We start from the raw sequence: 24000 nt of genomic DNA, 5'->3' as shown, positions 1-24000 counted from the left end.
AATATAGATTTGTGCGAAGTTAATTAAAATATAGCCAATTCGAAATGAACGAAAGCAGATTACAGCAGCTCTTCAAATTTCTGGAAGACGACCCGAATGATGCCTTTACCCTCTACGCGATAGCTACAGAGTATCGCAAGGAACAGCCGCAGAAAGCACTGGAATACTATGAGCGGTTGCTGGCTGAACATGAGAATTACGTGGGCACTTACTACCACGCTGCCAAGCTATACGAAGAGCTGGGCCAAAACGATGTAGCCGAGCAAACTTATAAAAAAGGAATGCTCATCAGCCGCCGCGAGGGCAACATGCACGCTTTCTCAGAACTGCAGCAGGCCTATAACAAAATGATGGGCCTGGACTACGAGGACGATTAACCGGCCGCTAACCTCCCCGAACCGCTTGCACCAAAAATAGTATGCATGCAGCATATTTGCAAGTATACTTTGTACTTCGTGAAACGGTTACGGTTTATACTTTAACAACGGGTCTATACTTTGGTTTTGGGATTTGGTGCAGGTAGTAAAATTACTTGTATAGATATATAAAACGCGGCTTAAGTACATTCTTGTTTTTTTATACATTAATCACCGTTTCTTATGAATTTATACAAGCTATACCTTCTAGCTGCTGTTAATCCACAGCCTTATGAACCCATCGTTTCATTTCTAGCCTTGGCTCCCTCAGCCCGGGAGGGCTCGTCTTCCCGCATCGCGCTGTGTACATTTCCTTTGCTCCTGCGTCGCAATTTCGCTGAAGCGAAACCGGAAATCTACAAGGCGCTCAACGGAAAGACTGGGATCAGTTCGATAGCCCCCGCTGACGAAGCTTCAGCAAAGTCTCCCTTCGAAGGGGGCAGGGGATGTAATCGTCTGTTGAACTCCCTCTCCTGTTCTCATGGAAATAGGGAAAACTCCCCTACTCTGAGGGGCAGGAGTGGTTGGCATCAGACACATTGAATAAACCCAATAATGGCTGCCTTATACTTTAAAAACTACAGGAGAAGGCGCGAGGTCAGAGTCCTTATAACTTTCTCCTACTCCCCCACCAGCTCAAAAAACCTCACCTTCGTTTTGCCCGGCACCAGCTGCAGCCCCTTCGGTATACCGCTGTGCGCTTCTTTCATGTGGTTCTTGTACCAAACGGTGTAGCTTTGCTCATCCTCCCAGTAAGTCAGCAGCCAGATCTCGTTTGGGTTATCCTGCGGCACCATCACATTCATTTTTATAAAACCGGGCGCATTGTCTACCAGGTGGGGGCGGTTGATAAAAGCTTCTCTTACTTCAGGAGCCATGTCATTGGCAATGGTAAAGGTACTGGATGCTACAAACATAAATTAGAAAGTTAGCAGCGGCTTTCAGTTTTACCGCTGCAGGTAAGTTTAAATTGATTTTACACTTTCAGGCACACTGTAAACGTAGTTCCCTCGCCGAGGGTGCTTTTTACCTGAATATGGCCACCGAGTGCCTCCACCTGCACCTTCGTCAGGTAGAGGCCCAGCCCTTTGGCATCTTTGTTCTTGTGGAAGGTGCTGTACAGTCTGAACATCTTATGCCCTACCTTCTGTAGATTTATCCCTACCCCGTTGTCCGTAACAGCGAAACATACCAGATGCTGCTCCTGCCATGACTTTATAAGTATAATAGGCTTCCTTTCCGGAGAACGATATTTTAAGGCGTTAGACACCAGGTTGTGCATGATACTCTCGAGGTATACTTTGGGTGCTATAAGGGTTTTTACCTGCAGGTCTGTTTCTACCTGTGCACCGGTTTCCAATATAACCGCCTGCAGGTTCTGCAGTTCCTTCTCTACAACATCCGGCAGGTACACTTCCTGGTAGGTCAGTTTCTGCCCCAGATCGCTTTCAAGTATCAGGTTGAGGTCGTCCAAGGTGTTACTCATGTTCACAATCATATTCCCCATCATATCCATCACCTTATTGCTCGTTTCCTCTTCTGGATGGGCGTTATAAAAGTGGGAAAGCCCCAGCATGTTGCTTAGCGGGGAACGCAGGTTGTGGGCGATAATCTGCGTAAAATCTTCCAGGCGGCGGTTTTTAGCCTGCAGTATTTCAGAACTATGCGACAACCTGTTGTTGAGCGACTGCAGGTTGTCCTGCTGGTTTTTAAGGACAAGGGCGACCAGATCTTTCACCAGAATTTGCGCCGTATCTAGCTCATTCAGCGTCCAGGGCACTGATTTTCCTTTCACCACCTGCTCCCACTTGGCGAAGGATTTGCGCGGCTGTATGCGGCCTGATTTCTCCTGATTCATTTTTTCAGGCTGGCCTGCCCATACTTTCGTTTCGGAGAGCTCCGGCTTAAAGTAGAGCAGGTATTCTTTGTTGAACTTCGAAAGCTCCACCACAAGCAAACCGCTTGCCCGCTCTCTAAAAGCATCTGCCGGTGCATATACTTTGCTTAGCTCGCGGGTGTGGAAGATGCCATCGGATACATTCTCTGAAACCCACTCAATCAGTTTCTCCAGTTCTGCTTTATCAGGGATTATGCCGGCTGTGTAAACCTTACCGCCAAGTGTAAGGGCCACCCCTGTTGCCTCTGACAGCTCCAGAAAAGTATGGCTTTGCTCCAATAGCCCCTCGTGCAGGTTAGGGCTTTGCGCTAACTCCCGTAGCAACAGCCCTTCTTTTACCCTATACTCCTCCAACTGCTGCAGGTCCCGCTTTTCCTGGTGCGCCAACACCACATTGGCGAAAGCCTGTGCTATATGCTGGCAAAGTTGCCGCTTCCAGTAATTTAAAAACTTAGCTGCTTTATGCTGGCAGGCCACAATTCCCCACAGCTTGCCATTCACGATGATGGACACGGAAAGCGTTGCCTGCACCCCCATGTTCTGCAGGTACTCCAGGTGTATCTCGGAAGGGTTGCGCAACTCGGATCGGATGATATTGGAAGGGGAGCCCGTTTCAGGGTTGATATAAGGTATGATGTTCACGGCGGCGGCCGACACATTGGCTATCTGCCGCACAGTCTTCTTCAGCAGCAGTTCACGGGCCTGTGCCGGTATGTCTGTTGCCGGAAAATGGTGGTGCAGGTACGAATGCTGGCCCGGACTAACTTTTTCAGCGATCACCTCCCCGTTCCAGTCTTCATCAAACCGGTACAACATTACCTGGTCATAGTCGATAGCCTGCTGTACAAAACGCACCGTCAACTCCGCCTGCGCAACCAGTGATTCCTGCCGGTCCAGCTCTGCCTGAAAGGTGGTATAAGCCCCCGTTAGCTCCAGAAACTCCTGCCCTCCCTGGGGTTCTACATAAGGTTCGCACTCCAGCACCAAACTACCCTGAGAAGTATGCAAGAAACCAAAAAACTGCTCTCCCTGCAGCTCCAGTATAACCAGGCTAACCTCTTTTTCGTCCAGGGTAAGTTTTTGCTTAAGTTTTTCATACTCTGCCGGAGTGGCAAGCACCTCCAGCGTTTGCCCGGCAAGTATGGCTGCATCAGTTTGCAGAAACTCGCCTATATTTTCGCTCACCTGCTCCACCTCCAGGGTGCCTTTGTTCAGTATAAGCATAAATCCGTGCGGTTGGATTCTCCCGATGATATGAATGGGCTCCTTATCGCAATTGGAGAGGTCAACGTTGTAGTTCTGATAATTCTGCATCAGGTGTTCAGGTGCTGCTTTCAGGGTTGTTGAGCGTGTAAGTTAGTTAAATTGTTATTGAATGCAGCATCGCAAGGCGAGAGGTTTGTACTTGGTGAATATTCATACTTTGCTATACTTTATACTTTGCAGTTATAACAGCAAAGCCAACCCCAATACGGGAGTTGGCCTTGTAAGGATAACCTAATTTATACTTTTAATTCTACGCCAGCGTCAACACGAGATCATCGGTGTTTACCAACTCGCCTTCAGGTAAAGTTATACTTGCCACCTCCGCATCTGCCGAGGCGGTGATGGTAGTCTCCATTTTCATGGCCTCTATTACAAAGAGCGGCGTGTTCTTTTTCACCTTCTGCTCCTTCTCCACCAGTATCTTCGAAAGCATGCCCTGCAGCGGCGCGCCAATCTGCTTGGGGTTGCTCTTGTCTACTTTCTGGTGCTCCACGCGCTCCACTTTCACGGAGCGATCCCGCACGTCGATGTTGCGGCTCTGACCGTTCAGTTTAAAGAACACGGTGCGCATGCCATCCTCGTTCACATGGCCCATCGACTGATACTTCACTACAATAGATTTACCACGCGCGATGTCGATAATAGCCTCCTCGCCGGGCTGGAGTCCGTAGAAAAACAGACGGGTCGGGATTTTGGACACATCGCCATACTGCTCCAGGTGCTTGTAGTAGGCCTCATATACTTTCGGGTAGAGTTGGTACGACAGGAAATCTGTGAACCTGGTCTCTTTTCCGAACTTCTCCTGAAACGCTGCAAATTCCTTCTCAAAATCCACTGGCTCCAGGTGCTCGTTCGGACGATCGCTAAATGGTTTATCCTCTTTAAGAATAATGTCCTGCAGCTTTTTAGGGAAGCCGCCTACCGGCTGGCCCAGTTCGCCTTTAAAAAAAGACTGCACCGACTCCGGGAAAGAAATCTGAGCGCCCCGATCCAGCACATCCACCGTTGTCAGGCCATTGGACACTAAGTATAAAGCCATGTCACCCACCACTTTAGAACTTGGCGTCACCTTCACCACATCTCCGAACAGTTGGTTTACCTCAGCATAGGTCTCCTTTATTTCCTGCCACTTATCGCCCAAGCCTAATGCATTCGCCTGCGGACGGAGGTTGGAGTACTGCCCTCCCGGAATCTCGTGGCGGTATACTTCGGCTGTGCCCGCCTTCAGGCCAGACTCAAACGGGTAATAATACTCGCGCACTGTTTCCCAGTAATTGGAGTGCTGGTTCAGGCTTTTTTGGTCGAACTCGCGGTGGCGCTCCTGGAAACGCATCATCTCTACAATAGAGTTAAAGTTCGGCTGCGAAGTTAGCCCGGACATAGAGCCCAAGGCCACATCCACCACATCAACACCGGCTTCAATGGCCTTCAGGTAAGTGGCTGATTGTACGGAAGATGTATCGTGGGTATGCAGGTGGATTGGAATCTTTACCGTATCACGCAGAGCGGTGATCAACTCAGAAGCAGCGTAAGGCTTCAGCAGGCCAGCCATGTCTTTCACTGCCAGGATATGCGCGCCGGCATCCTCCAACTGCCTAGCCAGTTGCAAGTAATACTCCAGGTTATACTTTGTCTTCTTCGGGTTCAGGATGTCGCCGGTGTAGCAGATGGTGCCTTCGGCCAGGCCTTGCGTACGCTTGCGCACAAAGTTGATGCACGGCTCCATACTTTTCATCCAGTTCAGCGAGTCGAAGATGCGGAAAATGTCCACGCCCGTCTCCCACGATTTCTCCACGAAAGACTCGATCAGGTTATCCGGGTACGCCTTGTACCCAACGCCGTTGGAGCCCCGGATGAGCATCTGTAAAAGTATGTTCGGCACGCATTTCCGGATCTGTGCCAGCCGGTCCCACGGGTCTTCGTGCAGAAAGCGCAGGCACACATCAAAGGTAGCACCGCCCCATACTTCCATACTAAAGGTTTGCGGATGATCCTTGGCGTAGGCCTCGGCTATCTTCAGCATATCAAAGCTGCGCATGCGCGTGGCCAGCAACGACTGGTGCGCATCCCGGAAGGTGGTATCGGTATAATGTATATGCGGGTCTTTGCGTAACCATTTAGAGAATTCCTCCGGCCCCAACTCCGTCAGCAAATCTTTGGTGCCTTTTTCGTAAGGCTTACTCGTGTTGAAGCTATGGAAATCAGGCTTTCGCAGCACCTTGTCATGGTCCACCTGCTTCACGTCCGGGTTGCCGTTCACCATCACATCGGCCAGGTAGGTTAGCATTTTCGTAGCCCTGTCCTTGCGCTGCTTAAACACAAAAAGCTCGGGGTGGCTTTTTACAAAATCAACCGTAGAATCGCCTGAGATAAACTCCGGGTGACCGATAATGTTCTGTAGGAACTGAATGTTGTGCTTCACGCCTCTGATGCGGAACTCATCCAGCGTACGGGCCATTTTAGTGGCGGCAAGCGGCAGCGTGGGTGCATGGGTGGATACTTTTACTAGGAGCGAGTCAAAAAACGGGCTGATTTTGGCGCCGGGGTATACACTACCCTGGTCCAGGCGGATACCGAAACCACCTGCACTTCGGTAGGCGATGATGGTTCCGTAATCCGGCTTAAAGTCGTTTTCAGGGTCTTCTGTGGTAATGCGGCACTGAATAGCCACCCCGTTTGCCCGCACAATGTGCTGCGGCCCCAGCAACACCTCCTCATCATCGAGCCTATAGCCGTCGGCAATGTAGATCTGTGTTTTTATTAGGTCGATGCCGGTGATCATCTCCGTTACTGTGTGCTCTACTTGTATACGGGGGTTCACCTCAATAAAATAGATGTTGTTGGTGTGTGGCTCCACCAGAAACTCCACTGTGCCCACGTTATTGTAGTTCACGGCCTGGCAGATGCGTATGGCGTAGTCGTAGAGTTTCTGCCGTGTCTCCTCGTCCAAGCTAATGGCCGGGGCCACTTCCACCACCTTCTGGAAACGACGCTGCACGGAGCAATCGCGCTCGAACAGGTGCGTGATATTACCATAGGCGTCAGCCACGATCTGCACTTCTATGTGTTTGGGATTCTCCACGTACTTCTCCAGGAAAACCGTGTCGTCGCCGAATGCTTTTAGTGCCTCATTCTTCGCCTCAAAAAAACCTTTCTCCAGCTGCTCGTCATCCCGGATCACGCGCATGCCTCTGCCACCGCCACCGGCAGCTGCCTTCAGCATAAGCGGGTAGCCAATGCGGTGCGCCTCCTCCAGGGCTGTCTCATAAGTGTTCAAGTCCAAATCGTTACTCTGGATAATAGGCACGTCGCAGCTGATGGCTACTTTCTTGGCCGCAATCTTATCTCCCAAAGAGGCCATTACCTGCGGCTTCGGACCAATGAAAATAATACCGTTATCAGCGCACTTCTGCGAAAAATGCTGGTTTTCGGACAGGAAGCCATAGCCCGGGTGAATGGCATCCACGTTATTCTCCTTGGCAATTTTTATGATGCCGTCTATATCCAGGTAAGGCTGCAGCGGCTGGTTGTCTTTGCCAACCTGATAAGCCTCATCGGCTTTGTAGCGGTGCAGCGAGTACCGGTCCTCATACGTGTAAATGGCCACTGTTTCGATGTTCATCTCTGTACAGGCGCGCAGCACCCTGATCGCGATCTCGCCACGGTTGGCAACAAGCACTTTTTTAATTTTCATGGAAGGTGAGATGTTGTAAAGGTTTAGTTTGAAATTCCAGATTTAAAGGCAGTTTCCACTGTTCCGCAGCATGTGCCGGCAAAAAGCTGCCTGAGTTCAATATTAGGGTAGCATGATATAGTTTATCAGATCCTGATAATACAGTAATTTTTACCAGAAGGTTATCTGCCTTTGGTTGGTGGAATAACACTGAAAATAGGGCGGGATGGTCTCCGATAATTTGATTCTAGTAATTCCTCAAAATCAAATTTAAACTAATTTAATTAGCATTTCTAACCATATTAGCTAACTTTGTTGCATATGATGAAGGCTGATGAATTTCTGAAAGGGCGTGGCGCTCAATATAATCCTCAAAACCCTTACCTGAAACAAGAGTATGTGGCAGAGCATGTGGAAGGGCTGGATGAACCCATGTTGAGCAATTCTAAAACGGAGTTTCTAAAAGAACACCCTAAAAAAGTGGTGAACAAAGTTGACAGCCCTGATGTGGGCTTGGGATACTCGCTTAACCCCTACCAAGGCTGTGAGCACGGCTGCGTGTACTGCTACGCCCGCAACACACACCAGTACTGGGGTTATGGTGCCGGACTCGATTTTGAGCGTAAGATCATCATAAAAGAAAACGCACCTGAAACGCTGGCAAAGCAGCTGGAAAGCCCCAACTGGCAGGTGATGCCTATTATGCTGGCAGGCAATACCGACTGCTACCAACCGATTGAGGCCAAAAAACAACTGACGCGCCGCATCCTGGAAGTGCTGCTGCAATACCGCCACCCGGTCAGCATCATCACTAAAAATGCGCTTATACTTCGTGACCTGGACCTTTTGCAGGAGCTAAACAAGTATAACCTGGTGCACGTCAACATCAGCATCACCACGCTGGATGAGAAGCTGCGGCAGAAACTGGAGCCTCGCACGGCATCTGCAACCAAACGCCTGGAGGTAGTGCGGCAGCTTAGTTCGGCAGGCATACCCGTAAACGTGATGGCGGCCCCCATCATCCCTGGACTCAACGACTCAGAAATCCCCGCTCTGATTCAAGCTGCCGCCGCAGCGGGAGCCAGCAACGCCGCTTATACTTTGGTGCGGCTCAACGGTAGCATCGGCCCTATCTTCGAGGATTGGATACAGCTGGCTTTCCCGGACAGGGCGCAAAAAGTACTGAGCCAGATTGCCGACTGCCATGGTGGCCAGCTAAACGACAGCCGCTTCGGCAAACGCATGCACGGCGAAGGAAAATTTGCCGAGTTGGTCTCCAAGCTTTTCAGGATGAGCAAACAGAAGTATATGGCAGGAAGAAGCATGAAGCCTTACGATTACAGCCATTTCTGCCAGCGAAAAGGCAAGCAGCTTGGCTTATTTTAACGTTGCAAAGTATAAAGTGCTGGCAAATTGCTATATTACCCTAGAAGCAGTAGCCCATAACCCGAACTTATGCTAAAGCATACTTTTTATACTTTTGCCTTTGCCGCCTCCATTCTTTACAGCTGCCAACAAAACTCACCGAAAGAGGCAGACGCGAAAGTGGAAAGCCAGCCGCCCCAGAAAGAAGCGCTCTCCTTCCGCACTGAAACAGTAACCCGTAAATCCAGCTATTGCGCCCAAGACCCGAAAGCGTGTGCCGTGGCGACAATAACATTCCTGAATGTAGTAGGGGGCAATGGTCCGTTGCGGCAAAGTATAAGAAAGTATATCTCAGATCAGATCCTTAGCCTGCAGCTAGATACAAACCCGGAGGCGGATACTGCGGTAACCGGCGCTATCCCGGCCGTAACCGTGGCAGAGGCTTTTATAAAACAGCAGGAGGATTTTATAATTGAGATGAAGGAGATACCTGCCTCCGCAGCCTGGGAACTGCAGGTACTTGTCTCTCCTGTTTACCAGTCTCCCGCTGTTACCACGTTAGCTATTAAAACCTATACTTACGCCGGTGGAGCGCACCCAAATTCTTACCTTAGCCTGCAAAGCTTTGATAGCAGTGGCAGGCAATTAAGAATAAATGACATAGTAACCGACACCACACACTTTCAACAGCTGGTTGAGCAGGAATTCAGGCGCACGCGCAGCACCGTAGGAGATAAACCTTTAGCGGAAGCAGGCTTATTTTTGGAAGGGAACACGCTTCCGTTGCCGCGGCAGGCTGGTTTAACGCCCCAAGGACTGAGGCTATACTATAACGCCTATGAAATTGGCCCCTATGCGTTTGGCCCCACCGACCTGTTGCTGACCTACCAGGAACTAGGCCCCCTATTGCGTAGCAAGTATAAACCATCTGCTTAGCGCCAGAACAAATAATCCCAAAGCAGCTGAAACCTACAACCACTGCTACAGTAAGTACCAAAGCAAAAAAAACACCTACCATAACCTATGCAGCGCGGACAAGACATTGTAGTAAAAAGTTGGGCAGAGCTTCAGGAAGCCCTTTTTAATAACAGCTGGGATGACAAAATCAACCGCTTCCGTTCCTCCTTTGTCTACCGGGGCACCTGGAGCAAATCATTCGACCTAGGCACCAGCATCATGCGCATCGGGCCAAAGTATGAGGAACTGGAGCCGCATCTGCTGCGTAACTTCCGCAAGTATGCCTACAGCAACTCCACACCCGGCGACTCTATCTGGAACTGGCTGGCTGTAGCCCAGCACCACGGGTTGCCAACACGCCTGCTCGACTGGACCTACTCCCCTTACGTGGCGCTGCACTTTGCCACTGCCAACCTCAACCACTACGACAAGGACGGCTGTGTCTGGTGCATTAATTATGTTAAGTCAAGTGAGCATTTGCCATCAACGCTTCGCAACGCACTGCAGGAAGAGGGTTCAAACGTCTTCACCCCGGAAATGCTGGAGCCTGCTGCCCCCTCCTTTAAGGCTCTGAAAAGCTTTCAGGAGGAGGAGTATGTGGTGTTTCTGGAGCCGCCCTCGCTCGATGCCCGTATCGTGCATCAGTATGCCCTGTTCTCCATGATGTCGGATGTAAAGGCCGAGCTGAGCATGTGGCTGCAGCAGCACCCTGACCTATACTTTCGGGTCATCATACCAAAAGAACTGAAGTGGGAAATACGGGATAAACTGGACCAGGCCAACATCACCGAGCGGGTGCTTCTGCCGGGATTGTCAGGGCTCAGCCAATGGCTAACCCGCCACTACACCCACTCTTAATTTTTTACTAAAATAAAGACGAATGGCAAGTATAAATATCAGGAAAATGTATAATTTAAGGCTCTCTTATACATTTAAAACGCGAGTTGATGAATCTGTGCCGAATGATGCGTGTGTCTCCCTTCTCACGCGCCGCTAAAACCTTATTTCCGAAAGCAAGACCTACCGCTTCCCCTTTTATTCGTTATACTTCCGGTGCTGCCCTGCTTTGTGCGCTGCTGCTCCATACTTCCTGCATGCAGGAGCAGGAAGCTAATGCGAATGCCTTACCCTCAGAAGCTGCTACAGTAGCTGCAACACAGCAAGATTCGCTAACGTCTGCCCCAGCTACAGCCGTAGCTCCAGAAACTGCGATCGAAACGGAACATACAGCTTCTAGAGCCCTTGAATGGAATTACCCCGGGCCCAAACCTTTACCTGGCGCCATACTTCCCGGCAAGCGCATCATTGCATTTTACGGCAACCTGCTCTCCAGGCGCATGGGTATTCTGGGTGAGTTAGCCCCCGAACAAATGCTTTCCAAACTGGATGAGGAAGTAGCTAAATGGAGCAAAGCAGATTCTCTGACGCCCGTTCAGCCTGCCCTGCACGCCATTGTGGTTACGGCACAGGGACATCCAAGTGCAGGGGGCAAGTATAGGCTGCGGATGACGCATAAGATGATAGATGAGGTTTTGGAGCTGGCAAAACAGCGCGACGCCCTTGTGTTTCTGGATGTGCAGGTTGGCCACAGCACCCTGCAGGAAGAACTGCCGCAGCTGGAGAAGTACCTGAAAATGCCTAACGTACACCTCGGTATAGATGCCGAGTTCTCGATGAAAGATGGCAATGTTCCGGGCCGCAGTATCGGCACTTTTGACGCAGCAGACATCAATTATGCGACAGAGTACCTCTCCAGCCTGGTTAATCAGAATGGCATACCACCAAAGCTACTGATCGTGCACCGCTTCACGCAGCGCATGATCACGAACTATGAGCACATCGAGCTAAGGCCGGAAACACAGATAGTGATGCACATGGATGGATGGGGAGCCCCAGCTTTGAAAAAAGACACGTATCGACGTTACATTAAAAATGAGCCGGTGCAGTTCACCGGATTTAAGCTATTCTATAAAAACGACCTGAAGAACAGCTCCCGCCTGATGACGCCGGAAGAGGTTATAGCGCTGACGCCAAGCCCTATGTACATACAGTACCAGTAGCCGGGCATAGCCTGAAAAGTATGATATGGGTCATATTTTTTTGTACAGCAGATCAATACATTTGTGTTGTTTGAAAGTATAAACAGACCTCCGCAAAGTATAAATAACTGATTTGCAGGCGCTTTAATATCATGAAATAGTATATATCAGGAACAGGAATTAAGAGGCGTGAAAAAAAGCCAAAAATTTACGCTTAGGATGGAGTAAAAAGGCCTGGATTTTGCGTTAGTTGAGTAGAGAGTAAGGCGTTAGCCGTATTTTTCTCTCATTTCCTGAAGCCTTCATATCTTTAAAAAGGATAAACATGACGCACTACCTACACCACAACCTTCTGAACTTTGCAGTGCGGTTCATCCAGATCATCATTGTCTTCCCGATGGCCGTGTTGTTGAGCTTCTACATCGAACCCTATGGCTCTATGGACTATGAGCTGCATTTCCTGTTGTGCCTGATGGCCGCAGCCGCGACTTCTGTGATCGTAACAAAGTATAGCCGTAAACTGATCGTGTTGATGTTTATTGGCATACTGGGCATGTTTGCGTTTAACAGCACTTTTAAAGCGCAAACCTTTGAAGGGATGTATGATGACTACAACGCCATGCTGGTGAACATGACAAGCAACCCGCATAAGGTGTCGTACTTTAAGCCTGTGCGTGGCACCTACTTTCAGAACCAGCGTGTAAAAAGCGCTATGCAACCAACACACCCAAACGTACGGGCTTTTGCCGTAGAGAACTCTACCCGCTACTTCCATGACGAATATTACCGTAAATTCGGGAAGCTAACACGTTATTTCTCGCTCTTCAAGCACATCCGCCAGAGCTGGAGATACGTAAACGACCCGCTTGGAATGGACTATTACTCCCCTCCTACCGAAAGTATGCAGTTGCTAGCCGGTGACTGCGACGATTACTCTATCCTGATGGCATCGGCTATCATGTCTATCGGTGGCGAGGCTCGCGTGGTTATCTCCCCAAATCATATGTACACAGAGGTTAAGCTGGGCCATGTCGATGACCTGGAGAAGGTTAGTTATGCCGTGCGCACACTTTTCCCGGACGAGGTAGCGGGCGGCAAGATCCACTTCCATGAAACTGGTGAAGATCTCTGGATGAACTTCGATTATACAGCCGAACACCCTGGGGGGCCTTTCCTGGAGCCAGAGCTTTACAGTGTTATCTCTTTTGAGAAGTAAAATTATTCTACTGGAATTCAGCTATTTTCGCTCAAAAGCAAACTTTTTTAATGTAAGCCTATTGCGGATAAAAAAACACCCGCTATATTTGCACCACAATCAGACAGAACGGCCCGTTCGTCTAGGGGTTAGGACGCCAGATTTTCATTCTGGTAACAGGGGTTCGATTCCCCTACGGGCTACCATAGTAAAAAAGCCGCTCCACGTCAAATGGAGCGGCTTTTTTGGTTCGATAAATTTCCCCTTCGGTTTAACTGCAGCTTCTAAGTTATACGCCAAGCATTACCCCGTAAACAAAAGGAGAGAATTCACTAGTAGCAACTATCTACCTGTTTGTTGGGAGGCAAGAGGTGCCTTAATTAGCTTTAGAAAGGAAGAACGTGTCCACCCTATCTAGAAAACGCTCATCCCGCATACCTGTTCTGTTGAACATGACAAGCGTTCCCAGCCCCTGCTCCGGGTACAGCCTCACCTCCACGTAGTACCCGCCACCGCCGCCTGCGTGGGTATAGTAGCGCACGCCGTTGAGCGTGCCGGTAAACCAGGACAGGCACATGCCAGTCGGCTTTCCCGAAGCATCCTCTGTCTCCGTAAACAGTTGCTCTTTGGTGGCAGTTGTGATTATCTGGCTCTCCGGCCTAAGGTACTCCTGCAGATAACGGATCAGCCCCTCAGGTGTGCCTACCAAGCCGCCATATGCTGCCCCGTTCACGTAAAGTGGCCTGAAAGGTCTCCACGCCCCGACTGCTTTGCCCATGTACTGCTCTTTGTCAAGAAACAGGGAAAGAAGCAAACTACTAAAGGACCAGCGCCTGTGGTACCCGGTGGCATGCCTGCCGCTGCCCTGAATCCAGAAGCTCAATGCCTCGGGTGCGATTGCCAGCCTTTCGAGGACGTGCCTTTTCACATACTCCTCGTACGTCATTCCAGACACAGAACCTATCAGCTGCCCCAGCACGAGGTAGCCCAGGTTAGAGTAGCGGAACTTCTCGCCTGACCGGAACTTTGGTTCGGACCTCGAGAGAAGTATCGGCTGGAAGAAATCATCTGCCCTGAAGCGCTTATGCGCAGATGCCAGGTGAATCCAGCTAAGCGGGATTGGATCCGAAATACCGGAAGTGTGGGACAAAAGATGCCTCACGGTAACCTCAGCGGGAAGAGGGGTACTGGGCAAATACTCCTTTACCGGCGCGTCCAGCCTCACCCGCCCCTGTTCCGCCAGCCTGAGCACGGCCAGAGCCGTCACCGTTTTGGTGATGGAGTAAAGGTTATAGCTTGTCCGGCTCGCCGCCGGTTGCTGCGCTTCAATACTTGCCATTCCCTGCCTGAAAGTATAGAGCACCTCCCGCCGGTTAAAGACAAAGTACTGCACGGAGGGGCTGCCTCCCCTTTCCAACTCGTTTAGCAGCACTTGCTCTGCCTTTTGCCGTGCCCCCGGGGAGCAGGCAAGTAAGGCCACTGTTGATGCTATCATAACATTTTTCATTTGACCGCACGGCTCTTCATCTTCACATACTGTACAGGCTATTTCTAAGCCCTTGACTGTCATCAAAGGCAGACTAAAGCCAAAGTATTCTTACAGAGACAAATGTCTTTGAAGATAAGCGGAAACGACTTATCAATTGATAAGAAATAGAGAGTCAGTATATCTGGGCCCGAAGCCGGCTGAAAGACACTGGGGTTATACCCAGAAACGACGCTAGCACCGTGTGCGGAACCATGTTCTCTATGGCCGGGTAATTTTCCCGTACCATAGTCAGCCGCTCCCTTGCCGACATGCTGCGGAAGGCAACCTCATACTGCAACACCCTGGATAGTTCCTCTTCCACCACGCGCTCGCCAAAGAGACGAAGGTCGGCACAGGCGCCCCTCAATTGGTCCATATCACCCACCTCAACTTTGAAAACAGTCACGTCTGTGATGGCCTGAACGGCAAACAGGCTGGCATCCCTGCTTGTCCTGGCGAAGTGGGGCGTAAGCGTGGTCCGGGGGAAGTAAAAGCCTGTGGTGACCTTTGCGCCGCTCTCGGTGATGTTGTAGCGATGGGCTATGCCTTCCACAAGAAAATACTCGTGCCTCTCCCGAGTGTTCTCCTGGATAAGGTGCTGTGCGTGAGCTACCCTGTGCACCTGACACCTTTCGGTCAACCTGTCAAGGGAAGCCCTGGATACCTCGCTGTACCTGAGCACTGTCTGGTGCAGCGCCGTTAGCTCTTCGGGAGTGGCCACTTGAGTGAGTTGATCGTTGAAAAAATTAGCTGCCATAAAAATAAGAAATTACCTCTAACCTACAACTACCAAAAGACTCGCTAATAAGACTTCTTCTTAGCCATACCTTTCAAAAACCTATGGAGAGTGTGGGCGTCAAGCTTTATAACGTTGTCTATGCTTAAGCATTGTTTAATATTCTAAAAAATCCTATGTTATATCCTATATAAGCAGGTACTAAATTGCTATGCGGAAAGAAGCAGTCACTATTAAAAGAAGCCCTAGATCTTTGGATGGCTTTGCAGCCATCAGAGCCGGTTGCCTCTACAGTTTTCGTTGGGTGTGGGAGCTTTGGGAAGGTGTCTTGAAAAACATGTACCACCCTCCTTCTCTGATAACCACCTGCTGCTGTTCTTTACGGGGTTGCTCACGGCAAGAATAGTTTTGACAAGAAGCAAGGAGCACGCCTCCCTGGGCAAGCCGTTAAGCTCCATCGGCCTGTTCTCCTTTTTGGGAAGCCTTTCTTCGGTTTTGCTCTTCAACATATTTGGAAAGGGACTTGGCAGCTAATCACACAGCTTCAGCCATAGCTAATCTCCTTCTCATGGCTGAAGGCATTAGCTAGGTATATCTGGGGGTGGCGCTCTGGAAGGCTCAGGTATCGGCTTCCTTTTACAAACATAAAATTGGGTAACTGAAAATGGCGCAAGTCCGGCACCACAGGAAACTTGTTGGAAAAACAGGCTAACTATGCAGCTGTTGGGGAGGGTAATCTACTTATTCCCCAGGATGTCGAGGAGCTAAGGTTATAGTTCTAAAACAGTAGATAATTTTTCAAGGCACTCTCTTACATTAGCCAAATCCATGTGGATAAGGTTCGATAACTCCATCCTTGGGTCTACACGAAAGGCCTTTAGCGTAAGCTGAAGGCCTTTTTTTATGCACTTCGGACGCTAAATAAGTATCTGTTTCACACTTTTGCCTTAGCGGCTAGACCTAACAAATTGTTACTGCCCCATAAGATATGCAGAACTATTACAACAAATGAAGTAGAGCCTGTAGCAAGAATCTACGGCCGCATTGCATGCAGGTACAGCATACATTCCATTTACTAAACTCTTATAAAAACTAAAGGTGTGTCTCCTCCGGTACCTAGGTAAACACACCTTTAGTTTAACTCAATGCTGTTTGTTTACCTCACCACCACAATCCGGCGAGCGTATACCCTGCCTTTGGAAGAAATCACTACAGTGTATATCCCGGAAGGAAGTGATTCAAGGTGAAGGGTAATTTGCTCTGCACCTCCTCGCTTTGTCAAAACAGTAGCACCCAGGCTGCTTACAAGTTTAACATCCTCTATGGTTCTGTCTAAGCTGATGAATAACTTTTGGTTGGCCGGATTCGGGAATACCTTCAGCAACTCATTTTTCTCATCTGCTATACCTGTTACTGTTTCCTCTACATTATTGATAGTAATCGTTTTCACAGTTTCGTAGGTCAGCCCCCAGATATTTATCACCTGAACACGAATGCTGAAGCTATTTTTCGTCTCGTAGTCAAACACCTGCTTAGCCTTCAATTCATTTCCTTCAATTTTGAATGCGCCATTGTCGGTGTCTCCCTCTCCTGCCGCAAAAGTATAGGTAAAACGCATGCTGTTTGCTGGATCAGCACTATGGAAAGTACCGATTAAGACTCCTTCCTCGTTGTTCTCGTCTATAGAGTTTCCATTTAAGGTAATACCTGACGGGGCGTTGCTTGCATCTACGGCCTCACCGATCTTAAGTACAACCATCTCCCTGCCAAAAGATGAGAGCGTGATATTATCAAAAGTAGCATCCCCTCTGAAGTAACCTGTTACATACAAGTTTCCTATGCCGTCTACCGCGATCCCATTGCCTTGATCAGCTTGTGCACCTCCAGCGCTCTTCGCCCATAGAAGTGTGCCTGAGGCGTCAAACTTTGCAATAAAAATATCCAGGCTGCCTTTGCTTATTAGAGTACTACTACCAAATGTAGCTGTTTCCTCATACATACCTGTAACATACACGTTGCCTGCGTCATCTAAGGTAACTCCAAGGCCTTTATCCGTGCCTTCAGCTCCAATACCCTTCGCCCAAAGCACATCGCCAGTAGGCGTATATTTGGCTATGTAAATGTCGCTATAGCCCTTACCCCGGAGTAATATATCTCCAAAAAATTCAGACCCTCCGAAGTTTCCTACTACTACTAAATTACCCGTTTCGTCTATTGCAATATCCCCCTTATAATCAGGATTGGCCACTTCTCCTTTCTTGGCCCACTGCACTTTGCCGAAGGCATCATATTTTGCTATAAATGTGTAGGAGTAGTTACCACTACCTGTCAAGGTGATATCATCGAAAGTAGCTGCTTCCCTGAAATTGCCTAGCAGATAAACGTTGCCTGCCTTATCCACTTTAATATTATGGCTGTAATCTAAATGAGTTCCCCCAGCTCTCTTCGCCCACAGCAACTCTCCTTCCGCATCAAACTTGGCTACCATTACATCATAATTACCATTGGTAGTTAAGGAGGTACTGCCTATTTGAATTGTACCAGTAAACATACCTGCCAAGTAAAGATTATCATCGTCATCCAGTGTAATCGACATTCCAGCCGCAGAAATTTTTGTTCCACCATACTGCCTGACCCACTGCACATTGCCCCATGCGTCATACTTTGCTATAAACGCAGAGATGCTCCACATTTCTTTGTTCAGTACGGTTATAGTGGTGTCACCAAAAGAGGCTGAACCGGAAAAATAACCTGTTATGTATACATTCCCTGATTTATCTAAGGCTAATGATCTGACATAATCACTTTCAGGCCCTCCTGCTCTTTGCACCCACAGGAGTGCTCCTGCAGCACTGTATTTGGCGATAAAAATATCCTGCCCGCCGCCAACCACCTCGTCATGATCGCCGAAGCTGGCTGAGCCCATAAATGTGCCTGTTACATACACATTACCGTAATCGTCAACAACAGTGCTGTTGCCAACTCCTTCCTGCACCAGTCCTTTTGGATTTTGTGACCATTGCGCTGTGCCTGAGGTATTGTATTTCACTAAAAACGCATCGTAGACTCCGCTGCTCGTTAGGGAGCTATTCCCAAACGAGCTTTTTTCCTGAAAGAAACCAACTACATAAGCATTACCTGAAGCGTCAACTGATATCCCATGCGCTCTGTCATCTTTTGTTCCTCCAGCTCTTCTAGCCCACAGCACGCTTCCGTCAGGACTATATTTGGCCACAAAAGCATCATAGCTGCCGTAAGTATTCAGTGTAGTACTACCAAACGCAGCAGGACCAGCATAGAGACCCGCTACATAGGCGTTTCCTGAATCATCAAGAGCGATATCAATTCCACCTTGGTTATTAGTCCCACCCCCAAGGTTTATATTGTTCATCTCCTTATTCCATTGCAATTCACCGGTGGCATCATACTTTGCAAGAGACTTATTGCCTGTGATGTAGGAGTTACCTGATGCGTCCACAGCAACTGCATTGTTACTATATCCATCTCTTTGCTTTACCCATTGCACAGAACCCGCCGCATCATACTTAGCTAAGAAGACATTCACAGATTGGGTACTGGTGAGACTTTTATCACCAAAAGTGGCCGTACTGGAAAAAATACCTGTTACATATATATTGCCCGCTTCATCCACAGCCATATCTTCGCCTGCATCTATATCATCTCCTCCGGCCTGATTTACCCATTGCAGCTCGCCTGAAGCATTGTATTTGGCCAGGAAGATGTCTTGATCGCCCTCAGTAGTCAGTGTTGTGTTGCCAAAAGTGATTGAAACTCTGAATGAGCCAGTTACATATACATTGCCCGAATGGTCTGTGGCAATGCCTCTTCCATAGTGCTGATAACCAATATTTCCTTCTGCTGTCCCTGCTCGTTGCGCCCATTGCACCTGGCCATCTGTGTCATACTTTGCTACAAAAATGTTATCACCGACTATGCCTTTCAGTTGAACTTGCTCAAAATCAGCGGTACCATTGAAACTACTTATCAGATACAAGTTACCTCTGGCATCCACATCCAGCCCCATGGAAATGTTCATGAGGCCGGTTTCGATCTTCTTTGCCCATTGCACCACGCCATCGGCATCATACTTAGCCAGGTAAATAGCATACTGACCGCGATGATTTGTAAGGGTGGTATTACCTATAATAATGGATTTCTCAAAAATCCCAGCGACATACGCATTACCGGCAGCATCATTCGCTACTTGCCGGCCCTGCTCTTTGACGTCAAGTCCTCCTGTACCGGTTGATTTCTGAGCCCATAATACCTCAGGCGCCTGCGCATGCAGCACGTTTATGTTTACCAGCTGCCAAACCAAGCAGAGAGATATAAATATGTAAAGTTTATTCATGTGTAATGTTTGTTTGTTATAATAGAATATGGATATAGAACCTGATAAAAATTTTCTGAGAAAGTAAGAGAAGATCATTCAGTTTGATAGCCCTGGCAAAACAACGCATGTGAAGCCAAACACTCACTTCACATGCGTTGTTAAGTGCCTATGATTTCAGGTCAATTCACTGCCGAACCATCAAAGGAAAGGATACTTTCTGTACCTGGCTGCCTTGCTTCAACTCCACATGAAGCATTCCGTTTGAGCCCGTGGATGCTGCCCTGGTGGTAATCTGCACTTCCTGTCCGCTCATGCTGAAAGTGGCATCCGCACTAGCTACCTGAAAAGTCACCTGATAGTCTGTCGTCACAACTTTTGCAGGGCTCTGCGTCGCATCCTCCAAGGCTAGCGTGCCGGTATAGATCGTATTGGCATCCAATGTTATGACATTGGGAGAAGTCTTGCCTCCAAGTCCGGTAGCGTCTTTAAAAAGTACGTTCACATCCTGTATACCCTTCTGATCAGAAGATAACATCATGCTTAATCCGGTTACTTTTGCTTGCTCCACAGTTGGTGTTGCCTTATCGTCTTTCTTACAGGCAATACCCAGAAGCGTAATACCGCAAAGCAGGCAAAGTGACAGCAGTTGCCGCACATTCATTTTCTTACTCATGTTTGTTTTGTTTAGTAATTGTGTATTGGTTTTTAAAAACAAATAGGAAGGGAGCAGAACACTCCCTTCCTTGATTGGTTGGTTTACTTTGCCACCACTAGACGGCGGGAATACAATTTACCATTAGCGGAAATCAGGACAGTATAAACGCCGGATGAAAGCGGATCGAGGCTGAGCCTAATTTGGTCTGAACTGCCTTGTCGGGTTAGTACGGTAGCACCCTGACTGTTGACCAGACTGACAGATTCTATAGTTCTGTCAAAGCTGATGGACAGTTGCTGGCTGGCCGGGTTCGGGTATACCTTCAGCATCTGGTTTTTCTCATCCACGATACCGGTTACAGTTCCCTCTACATAATTGATCGTAATGATTTTAACCTCTTCGTAAGTCAACCCTTTACTATCTTCCGCTTGAATACGGATACTATATTTATCTTTTAGTTGAAAGTAGAATATTTGAGCGGCTTTTAATGTGTTGCCTTCGATCACAAAGGCGCCATTATCAGAGCTACCCTCTCCTTCTACAAAGGCGAAGGAATGGAAGTCATTAACATCCTGATCACTGGCGCTCAGCGTACCTATTACTGCTCCTACTTTATTGCTCTCATTGATATCTTCTTTGCTCAACACAATCGCAGTGGGAGCCTCATTTACATCTCTGATATCAATTATTCTGCTTGTAGAATAAGTTAAGCCGCTTTTGTCTTTTACCTGAATTCGAATATTATAGGCAGATTTCTGCTCTCGGTCAAAAACTATAGCTGTCCTTAGCTTGTTGGCTTCAATTGTGAAGAAAGCATTGCCCGTACTTCCTGCCCCGTCTACCAGCTCATAAATGTGGTTTTCATCTTCATCCTCATCCTGTGTAGATAGCGTAGCAATCACATGTCCTATCACATTATTCTCATTAATAAAAGTGGCGCTTAGCGCTAACCCTTTAGGTGCTTCATTCACATCGTTGATAGTGATCACGAACGCCTTATCCAACTTACCTCCGTTTGTGTCTTCAGTTCTTACACGTATAGTGTAAGACTTTTTAACCTCGTAGTTAGGTGATATCTTCATTTTCAAATCGCTTCCACTTATGCTGAACACGCTATTATCCGTGTCTCCTTCACCAGAAATCAAGGTATAAGTATGTGTATCTTCTGCATTAGCATCTTCAGAACTAAAACTACCGACCGCGCTGTTTGCATAAACGTTCTCATTCACGGAAGTCGATGAAAGTGTCAAATCATTTGGTGCGTAGTTTACGAAAGGCACAAATCGCTTGACAACGGCTTTACCATTTGGCCCTTGGTACACGACATAAGGGATTCCGTTCTCGTCGGTAGCTAAATTTGGAAACTGCACTCTCCCATCAGAAAATCCAGCTTTGCCAACAGGGCTCCAGCCTTCTCCGTCAAATCGCATGACAGTTACATTTCTGTTTGCATCTTGGTATGCCATAAGCGGCATGCCTGTAGCGTCAAAGTCTAAGGTAATATGAAGCACTTCCCCTTCAGCAAAGCCCACTTTGCCTAAACTCTCCCAACTGGTTCCATTATACCGCATGGCAGAGGGCTTAAAACCAGTTGTATGATCCGTTTTGTAAGCTATATAAGGGTTACCTGCTCTATCTAATTTAAAAGCAATAGCCGTACTTTTCTCCGGTGAGAAGCCAATAGCTCCCACCGCTACCCAATTGTTATTGACTAGTTTCTTCACTGTCAGTTTGCTATCGCTCAGCACATCAATATAAGCCACGTACATAGTGCCGCTCTTGTCAATTGCTATAACAGGTCGATCACCCATTCTATCGTAATTCGCCCCCCAGTTGCCAACCTCTTCCCAGACGCTATTGTGGTACCTGAGCACTAAAACATTTCTTGTACCTGACACTTCGCATACTACATGGGGTATTCCCGTAGGGTCAAAATCCAAAGCTTGAACCCCTTGATTCACAAACCCTTCAGGGCCTACTGTTTCCCAGTCAGAGCCGTTGAAAGTCATCATGGTAGATTTTTCTCCGAGAGGATGATGAGAATACACGATATATGGTTTGTCATTCGGGTCTAAGGCTAAAATAGGAGAGAAAACTTCTATCCCTGTGAAGCCTACTTTCCCTACAGTTTCCCAAGAATTGCCGTTATATTTCATAACTGTAGCCTTCTTACCATTCTCTTCATCTTTAAAGGCTACATAAGGCATTCCTTTCGAATCTAGCGCTATAGTTGTGTTCCACACAACACCTTCCGAAAAGTCGAGTTTGCCAAGCGCCTGCCAAACCCGTGTGTTGTCAAAGGTGCCCTTGGTTACATTTAATTTTGCAAAAGCAGAGTATGTGCCAGGGCCGTTGCTCACTTTGGCGCGGTAAAGGTCACCATTTACAGAGATAGGTACCTTAGTTAAGTTCAGCTTGGCAGTGGTCGCGCCACTGTAAGCTCCTCCATCATGCACGTCACTGAAAAAGGCACCCCCATCCTTGCTCACCTGCCACTGGTAGGTTAAGTTACCATCTCCTGAGGCTGCCACACTAAGACTTGTATTTCCCCCAGCCTGGATACTGGCTTCAAGGGGCTGCGTTGTTATGACTGGAGGAGCAACATCATACTTTCTAGTAAAGCCCATCACGGCAGTTCTATATCCGACTGACTTATCTTCATAAGCCACAAAAGGAGTATTCTGTCTATCAAAGTCCATCGATATAGAGTAGGCTTCACCCGCTGAGAAACCTGCCGCTCCAACCGGTCCCCAGTTTGCCCCTTCAAATTTCATTACAGTGGCTTTTCTGCCGTTTCCACGATCGCGGAATGCGACATAGGGAGTTTTAGCAGCATCCATTTTCAACATGATATCATCTGCTCCCCCCTCAGAGAAACCCGCCGCCCCTACTGTGACCCATTTGGATCCGCTTCGCTTCGTCACTGTTACCTTATACCCATTGCTATAGTCCTGAAAAGCCACATAAGGTTGATCATCAGGACCGAAGGCAAGCCTGGTAAATGCTGCTCCACCGGCAGAAGCGGTCTCCGCACCAGCGCGCAGCCATCCAAATGAGTTACCGCCATAATACAACACCGTTGCTTTAAGCCCATTGCTCTCATCAGCGTACACTACATGTGGTGCTCCGGTATAAGTGCTTGTTGCCAAGGAAACGTCTCTTACAACACCCGCTGAGAAACCGGCAGGCCCTAACGTTACCCAATTTGTTCCGTCAAATTCCATAACGGTGGCTTTATTACCGTTTGCCCCATCCTGATAGGCTACATAGGGCTGGCTGCCATTAAGCGCCAGCGATAGGTATGTAACTCTTCCTGCAGAAAAGCCTGCAGCGCCCACAGTAACCCAGTTCTTTCCATCGAACTTCTTTACTGTTGCTCTGGCACCGTTGGCAACATCCACAAAGGCTACAAAGGGGGTACCTTCCCTATCAATTAACATTGAAACTTCATAAGCCATATAGTCAGAGATAACCCCAGCTCCCACAGGCAACCAATCAAGGCCATTGAACCGCTTCACTGTGGCCTTGCCATCGTTCATGTCATCCATGAAAGCTACATATGGTACACCATTTGGGTGAATGGCAACAGAAGGATAAGTAGATCTTCCTGATGATGGGCTATTTGCACTTATAGATTGCCAGGCAAAGGAGCTTTGGCCCATACTCTTCCCTATGCCTATAAACAAAAAACAGCATAGAAATAAGAAGTTACTCTTACATAAATTTAGCTGATGTGAACATAAAGAAGTAATGATTTGCTTTAAGCTTGTTTTGCCTTTTAAAAGGACCTGATAGTAAAATTGTTGCATAAATTATTGTTAAGGTATAAAATAAAAGTTAAGTCATTTTTGAAACGCTATTCAGACATTCCCTATCTTAAGAACCTATATCATAACTATTTATTCCAATTAGTAATCAT

Annotated in this window: 14 protein-coding genes and 1 tRNA gene; 7 read left to right on the top strand and 8 right to left on the bottom strand. The window is 48.1% G+C overall.

Translation table 11 applies throughout. The features are described 5' to 3' along the window. Positions 1 to 44 precede the first annotated feature (44 nt). Complete coding sequence (locus tag OO017_RS03900) at positions 45 to 377, top strand: tetratricopeptide repeat protein (RefSeq protein WP_266051134.1); 333 nt, start codon at positions 45 to 47, stop codon at positions 375 to 377. 659 nt (positions 378 to 1036) lie between these two features. Here OO017_RS03900 and OO017_RS03895 read toward each other — a convergent pair. The 3 genes from OO017_RS03895 to OO017_RS03885 form a co-directional block, all read right to left on the bottom strand. Further along, the gene (locus OO017_RS03895) at positions 1037 to 1333 is read right to left on the bottom strand and encodes an antibiotic biosynthesis monooxygenase family protein (RefSeq protein ID WP_266051133.1); all 297 of its coding nucleotides are present in this window, start codon (positions 1331 to 1333) and stop codon (positions 1037 to 1039) included. A gap of 59 nt (positions 1334 to 1392) precedes the next feature. Further along, positions 1393 to 3627 carry an ATP-binding protein gene (locus tag OO017_RS03890; protein WP_266051132.1) on the bottom strand — a complete coding sequence of 745 codons (2235 nt, stop codon included), beginning with the start codon at positions 3625 to 3627 and terminating at the stop codon, positions 1393 to 1395. A 202-nt stretch (positions 3628 to 3829) separates the two neighbouring features. Beyond that, positions 3830 to 7273 (bottom strand): pyruvate carboxylase, encoded by a 3444-nt coding sequence (locus OO017_RS03885; protein ID WP_266051131.1) that lies wholly within the window; start codon positions 7271 to 7273, stop codon positions 3830 to 3832. A 303-nt stretch (positions 7274 to 7576) separates the two neighbouring features. Between OO017_RS03885 and OO017_RS03880 the strand changes: the two genes are divergently transcribed. The 6 genes from OO017_RS03880 (at position 7577) to OO017_RS03855 (ending at position 13014) form a co-directional block, all read left to right on the top strand. Continuing rightward, positions 7577 to 8638, top strand: coding sequence for a PA0069 family radical SAM protein (locus tag OO017_RS03880; RefSeq protein WP_266051477.1), 1062 nt, complete (start codon positions 7577 to 7579; stop codon positions 8636 to 8638). 69 nt (positions 8639 to 8707) lie between these two features. Then, positions 8708 to 9553: a DUF3298 and DUF4163 domain-containing protein gene (locus OO017_RS03875; RefSeq protein WP_266051130.1), complete on the top strand. Its 846-nt coding sequence runs from the start codon at positions 8708 to 8710 to the stop codon at positions 9551 to 9553. Positions 9554 to 9640: 87 nt separating this feature from the next. Next, positions 9641 to 10432 carry an FRG domain-containing protein gene (locus tag OO017_RS03870; RefSeq protein ID WP_266051129.1) on the top strand — a complete coding sequence of 264 codons (792 nt, stop codon included), beginning with the start codon at positions 9641 to 9643 and terminating at the stop codon, positions 10430 to 10432. Positions 10433 to 10521: 89 nt separating this feature from the next. Continuing rightward, complete coding sequence (locus OO017_RS03865) at positions 10522 to 11634, top strand: hypothetical protein (protein WP_266051128.1); 1113 nt, start codon at positions 10522 to 10524, stop codon at positions 11632 to 11634. Between the two features lie 304 nt (positions 11635 to 11938). Beyond that, complete coding sequence (locus tag OO017_RS03860) at positions 11939 to 12829, top strand: transglutaminase-like domain-containing protein (RefSeq protein ID WP_266051127.1); 891 nt, start codon at positions 11939 to 11941, stop codon at positions 12827 to 12829. A gap of 110 nt (positions 12830 to 12939) precedes the next feature. Continuing rightward, a tRNA-Glu gene (locus OO017_RS03855) sits at positions 12940 to 13014 on the top strand. 170 nt (positions 13015 to 13184) lie between these two features. Here OO017_RS03855 and OO017_RS03850 read toward each other — a convergent pair. From OO017_RS03850 to OO017_RS03830, 5 genes are all read right to left on the bottom strand, one after another. Then, entirely contained in the window at positions 13185 to 14303 is a 1119-nt protein-coding gene (locus OO017_RS03850) for a serine hydrolase domain-containing protein (RefSeq protein ID WP_266051126.1), read from the bottom strand. Between the two features lie 166 nt (positions 14304 to 14469). Further along, on the bottom strand, positions 14470 to 15093 hold the full coding sequence (locus OO017_RS03845) for a Crp/Fnr family transcriptional regulator (protein ID WP_266051125.1): 624 nt from the start codon (positions 15091 to 15093) through the stop codon (positions 14470 to 14472). 1135 nt (positions 15094 to 16228) lie between these two features. Further along, positions 16229 to 19444, bottom strand: coding sequence for an SBBP repeat-containing protein (locus OO017_RS03840; protein ID WP_266051124.1), 3216 nt, complete (start codon positions 19442 to 19444; stop codon positions 16229 to 16231). 166 nt (positions 19445 to 19610) lie between these two features. Continuing rightward, positions 19611 to 20099 (bottom strand): hypothetical protein, encoded by a 489-nt coding sequence (locus OO017_RS03835; protein WP_266051123.1) that lies wholly within the window; start codon positions 20097 to 20099, stop codon positions 19611 to 19613. An 83-nt stretch (positions 20100 to 20182) separates the two neighbouring features. Continuing rightward, a complete protein-coding gene (locus OO017_RS03830; RefSeq protein WP_266051122.1) occupies positions 20183 to 23890 on the bottom strand; it encodes a cadherin domain-containing protein in 3708 nt (1235 codons plus the stop codon). Positions 23891 to 24000 lie beyond the last annotated feature (110 nt).

This window comes from Pontibacter anaerobius (assembly GCF_026241195.1).
Taxonomy (GTDB): domain Bacteria; phylum Bacteroidota; class Bacteroidia; order Cytophagales; family Hymenobacteraceae; genus Pontibacter; species Pontibacter anaerobius.
Note: the sequence above shows the minus strand (reverse complement) of the source record. Positions and strands in the feature narration are given on the sequence as shown.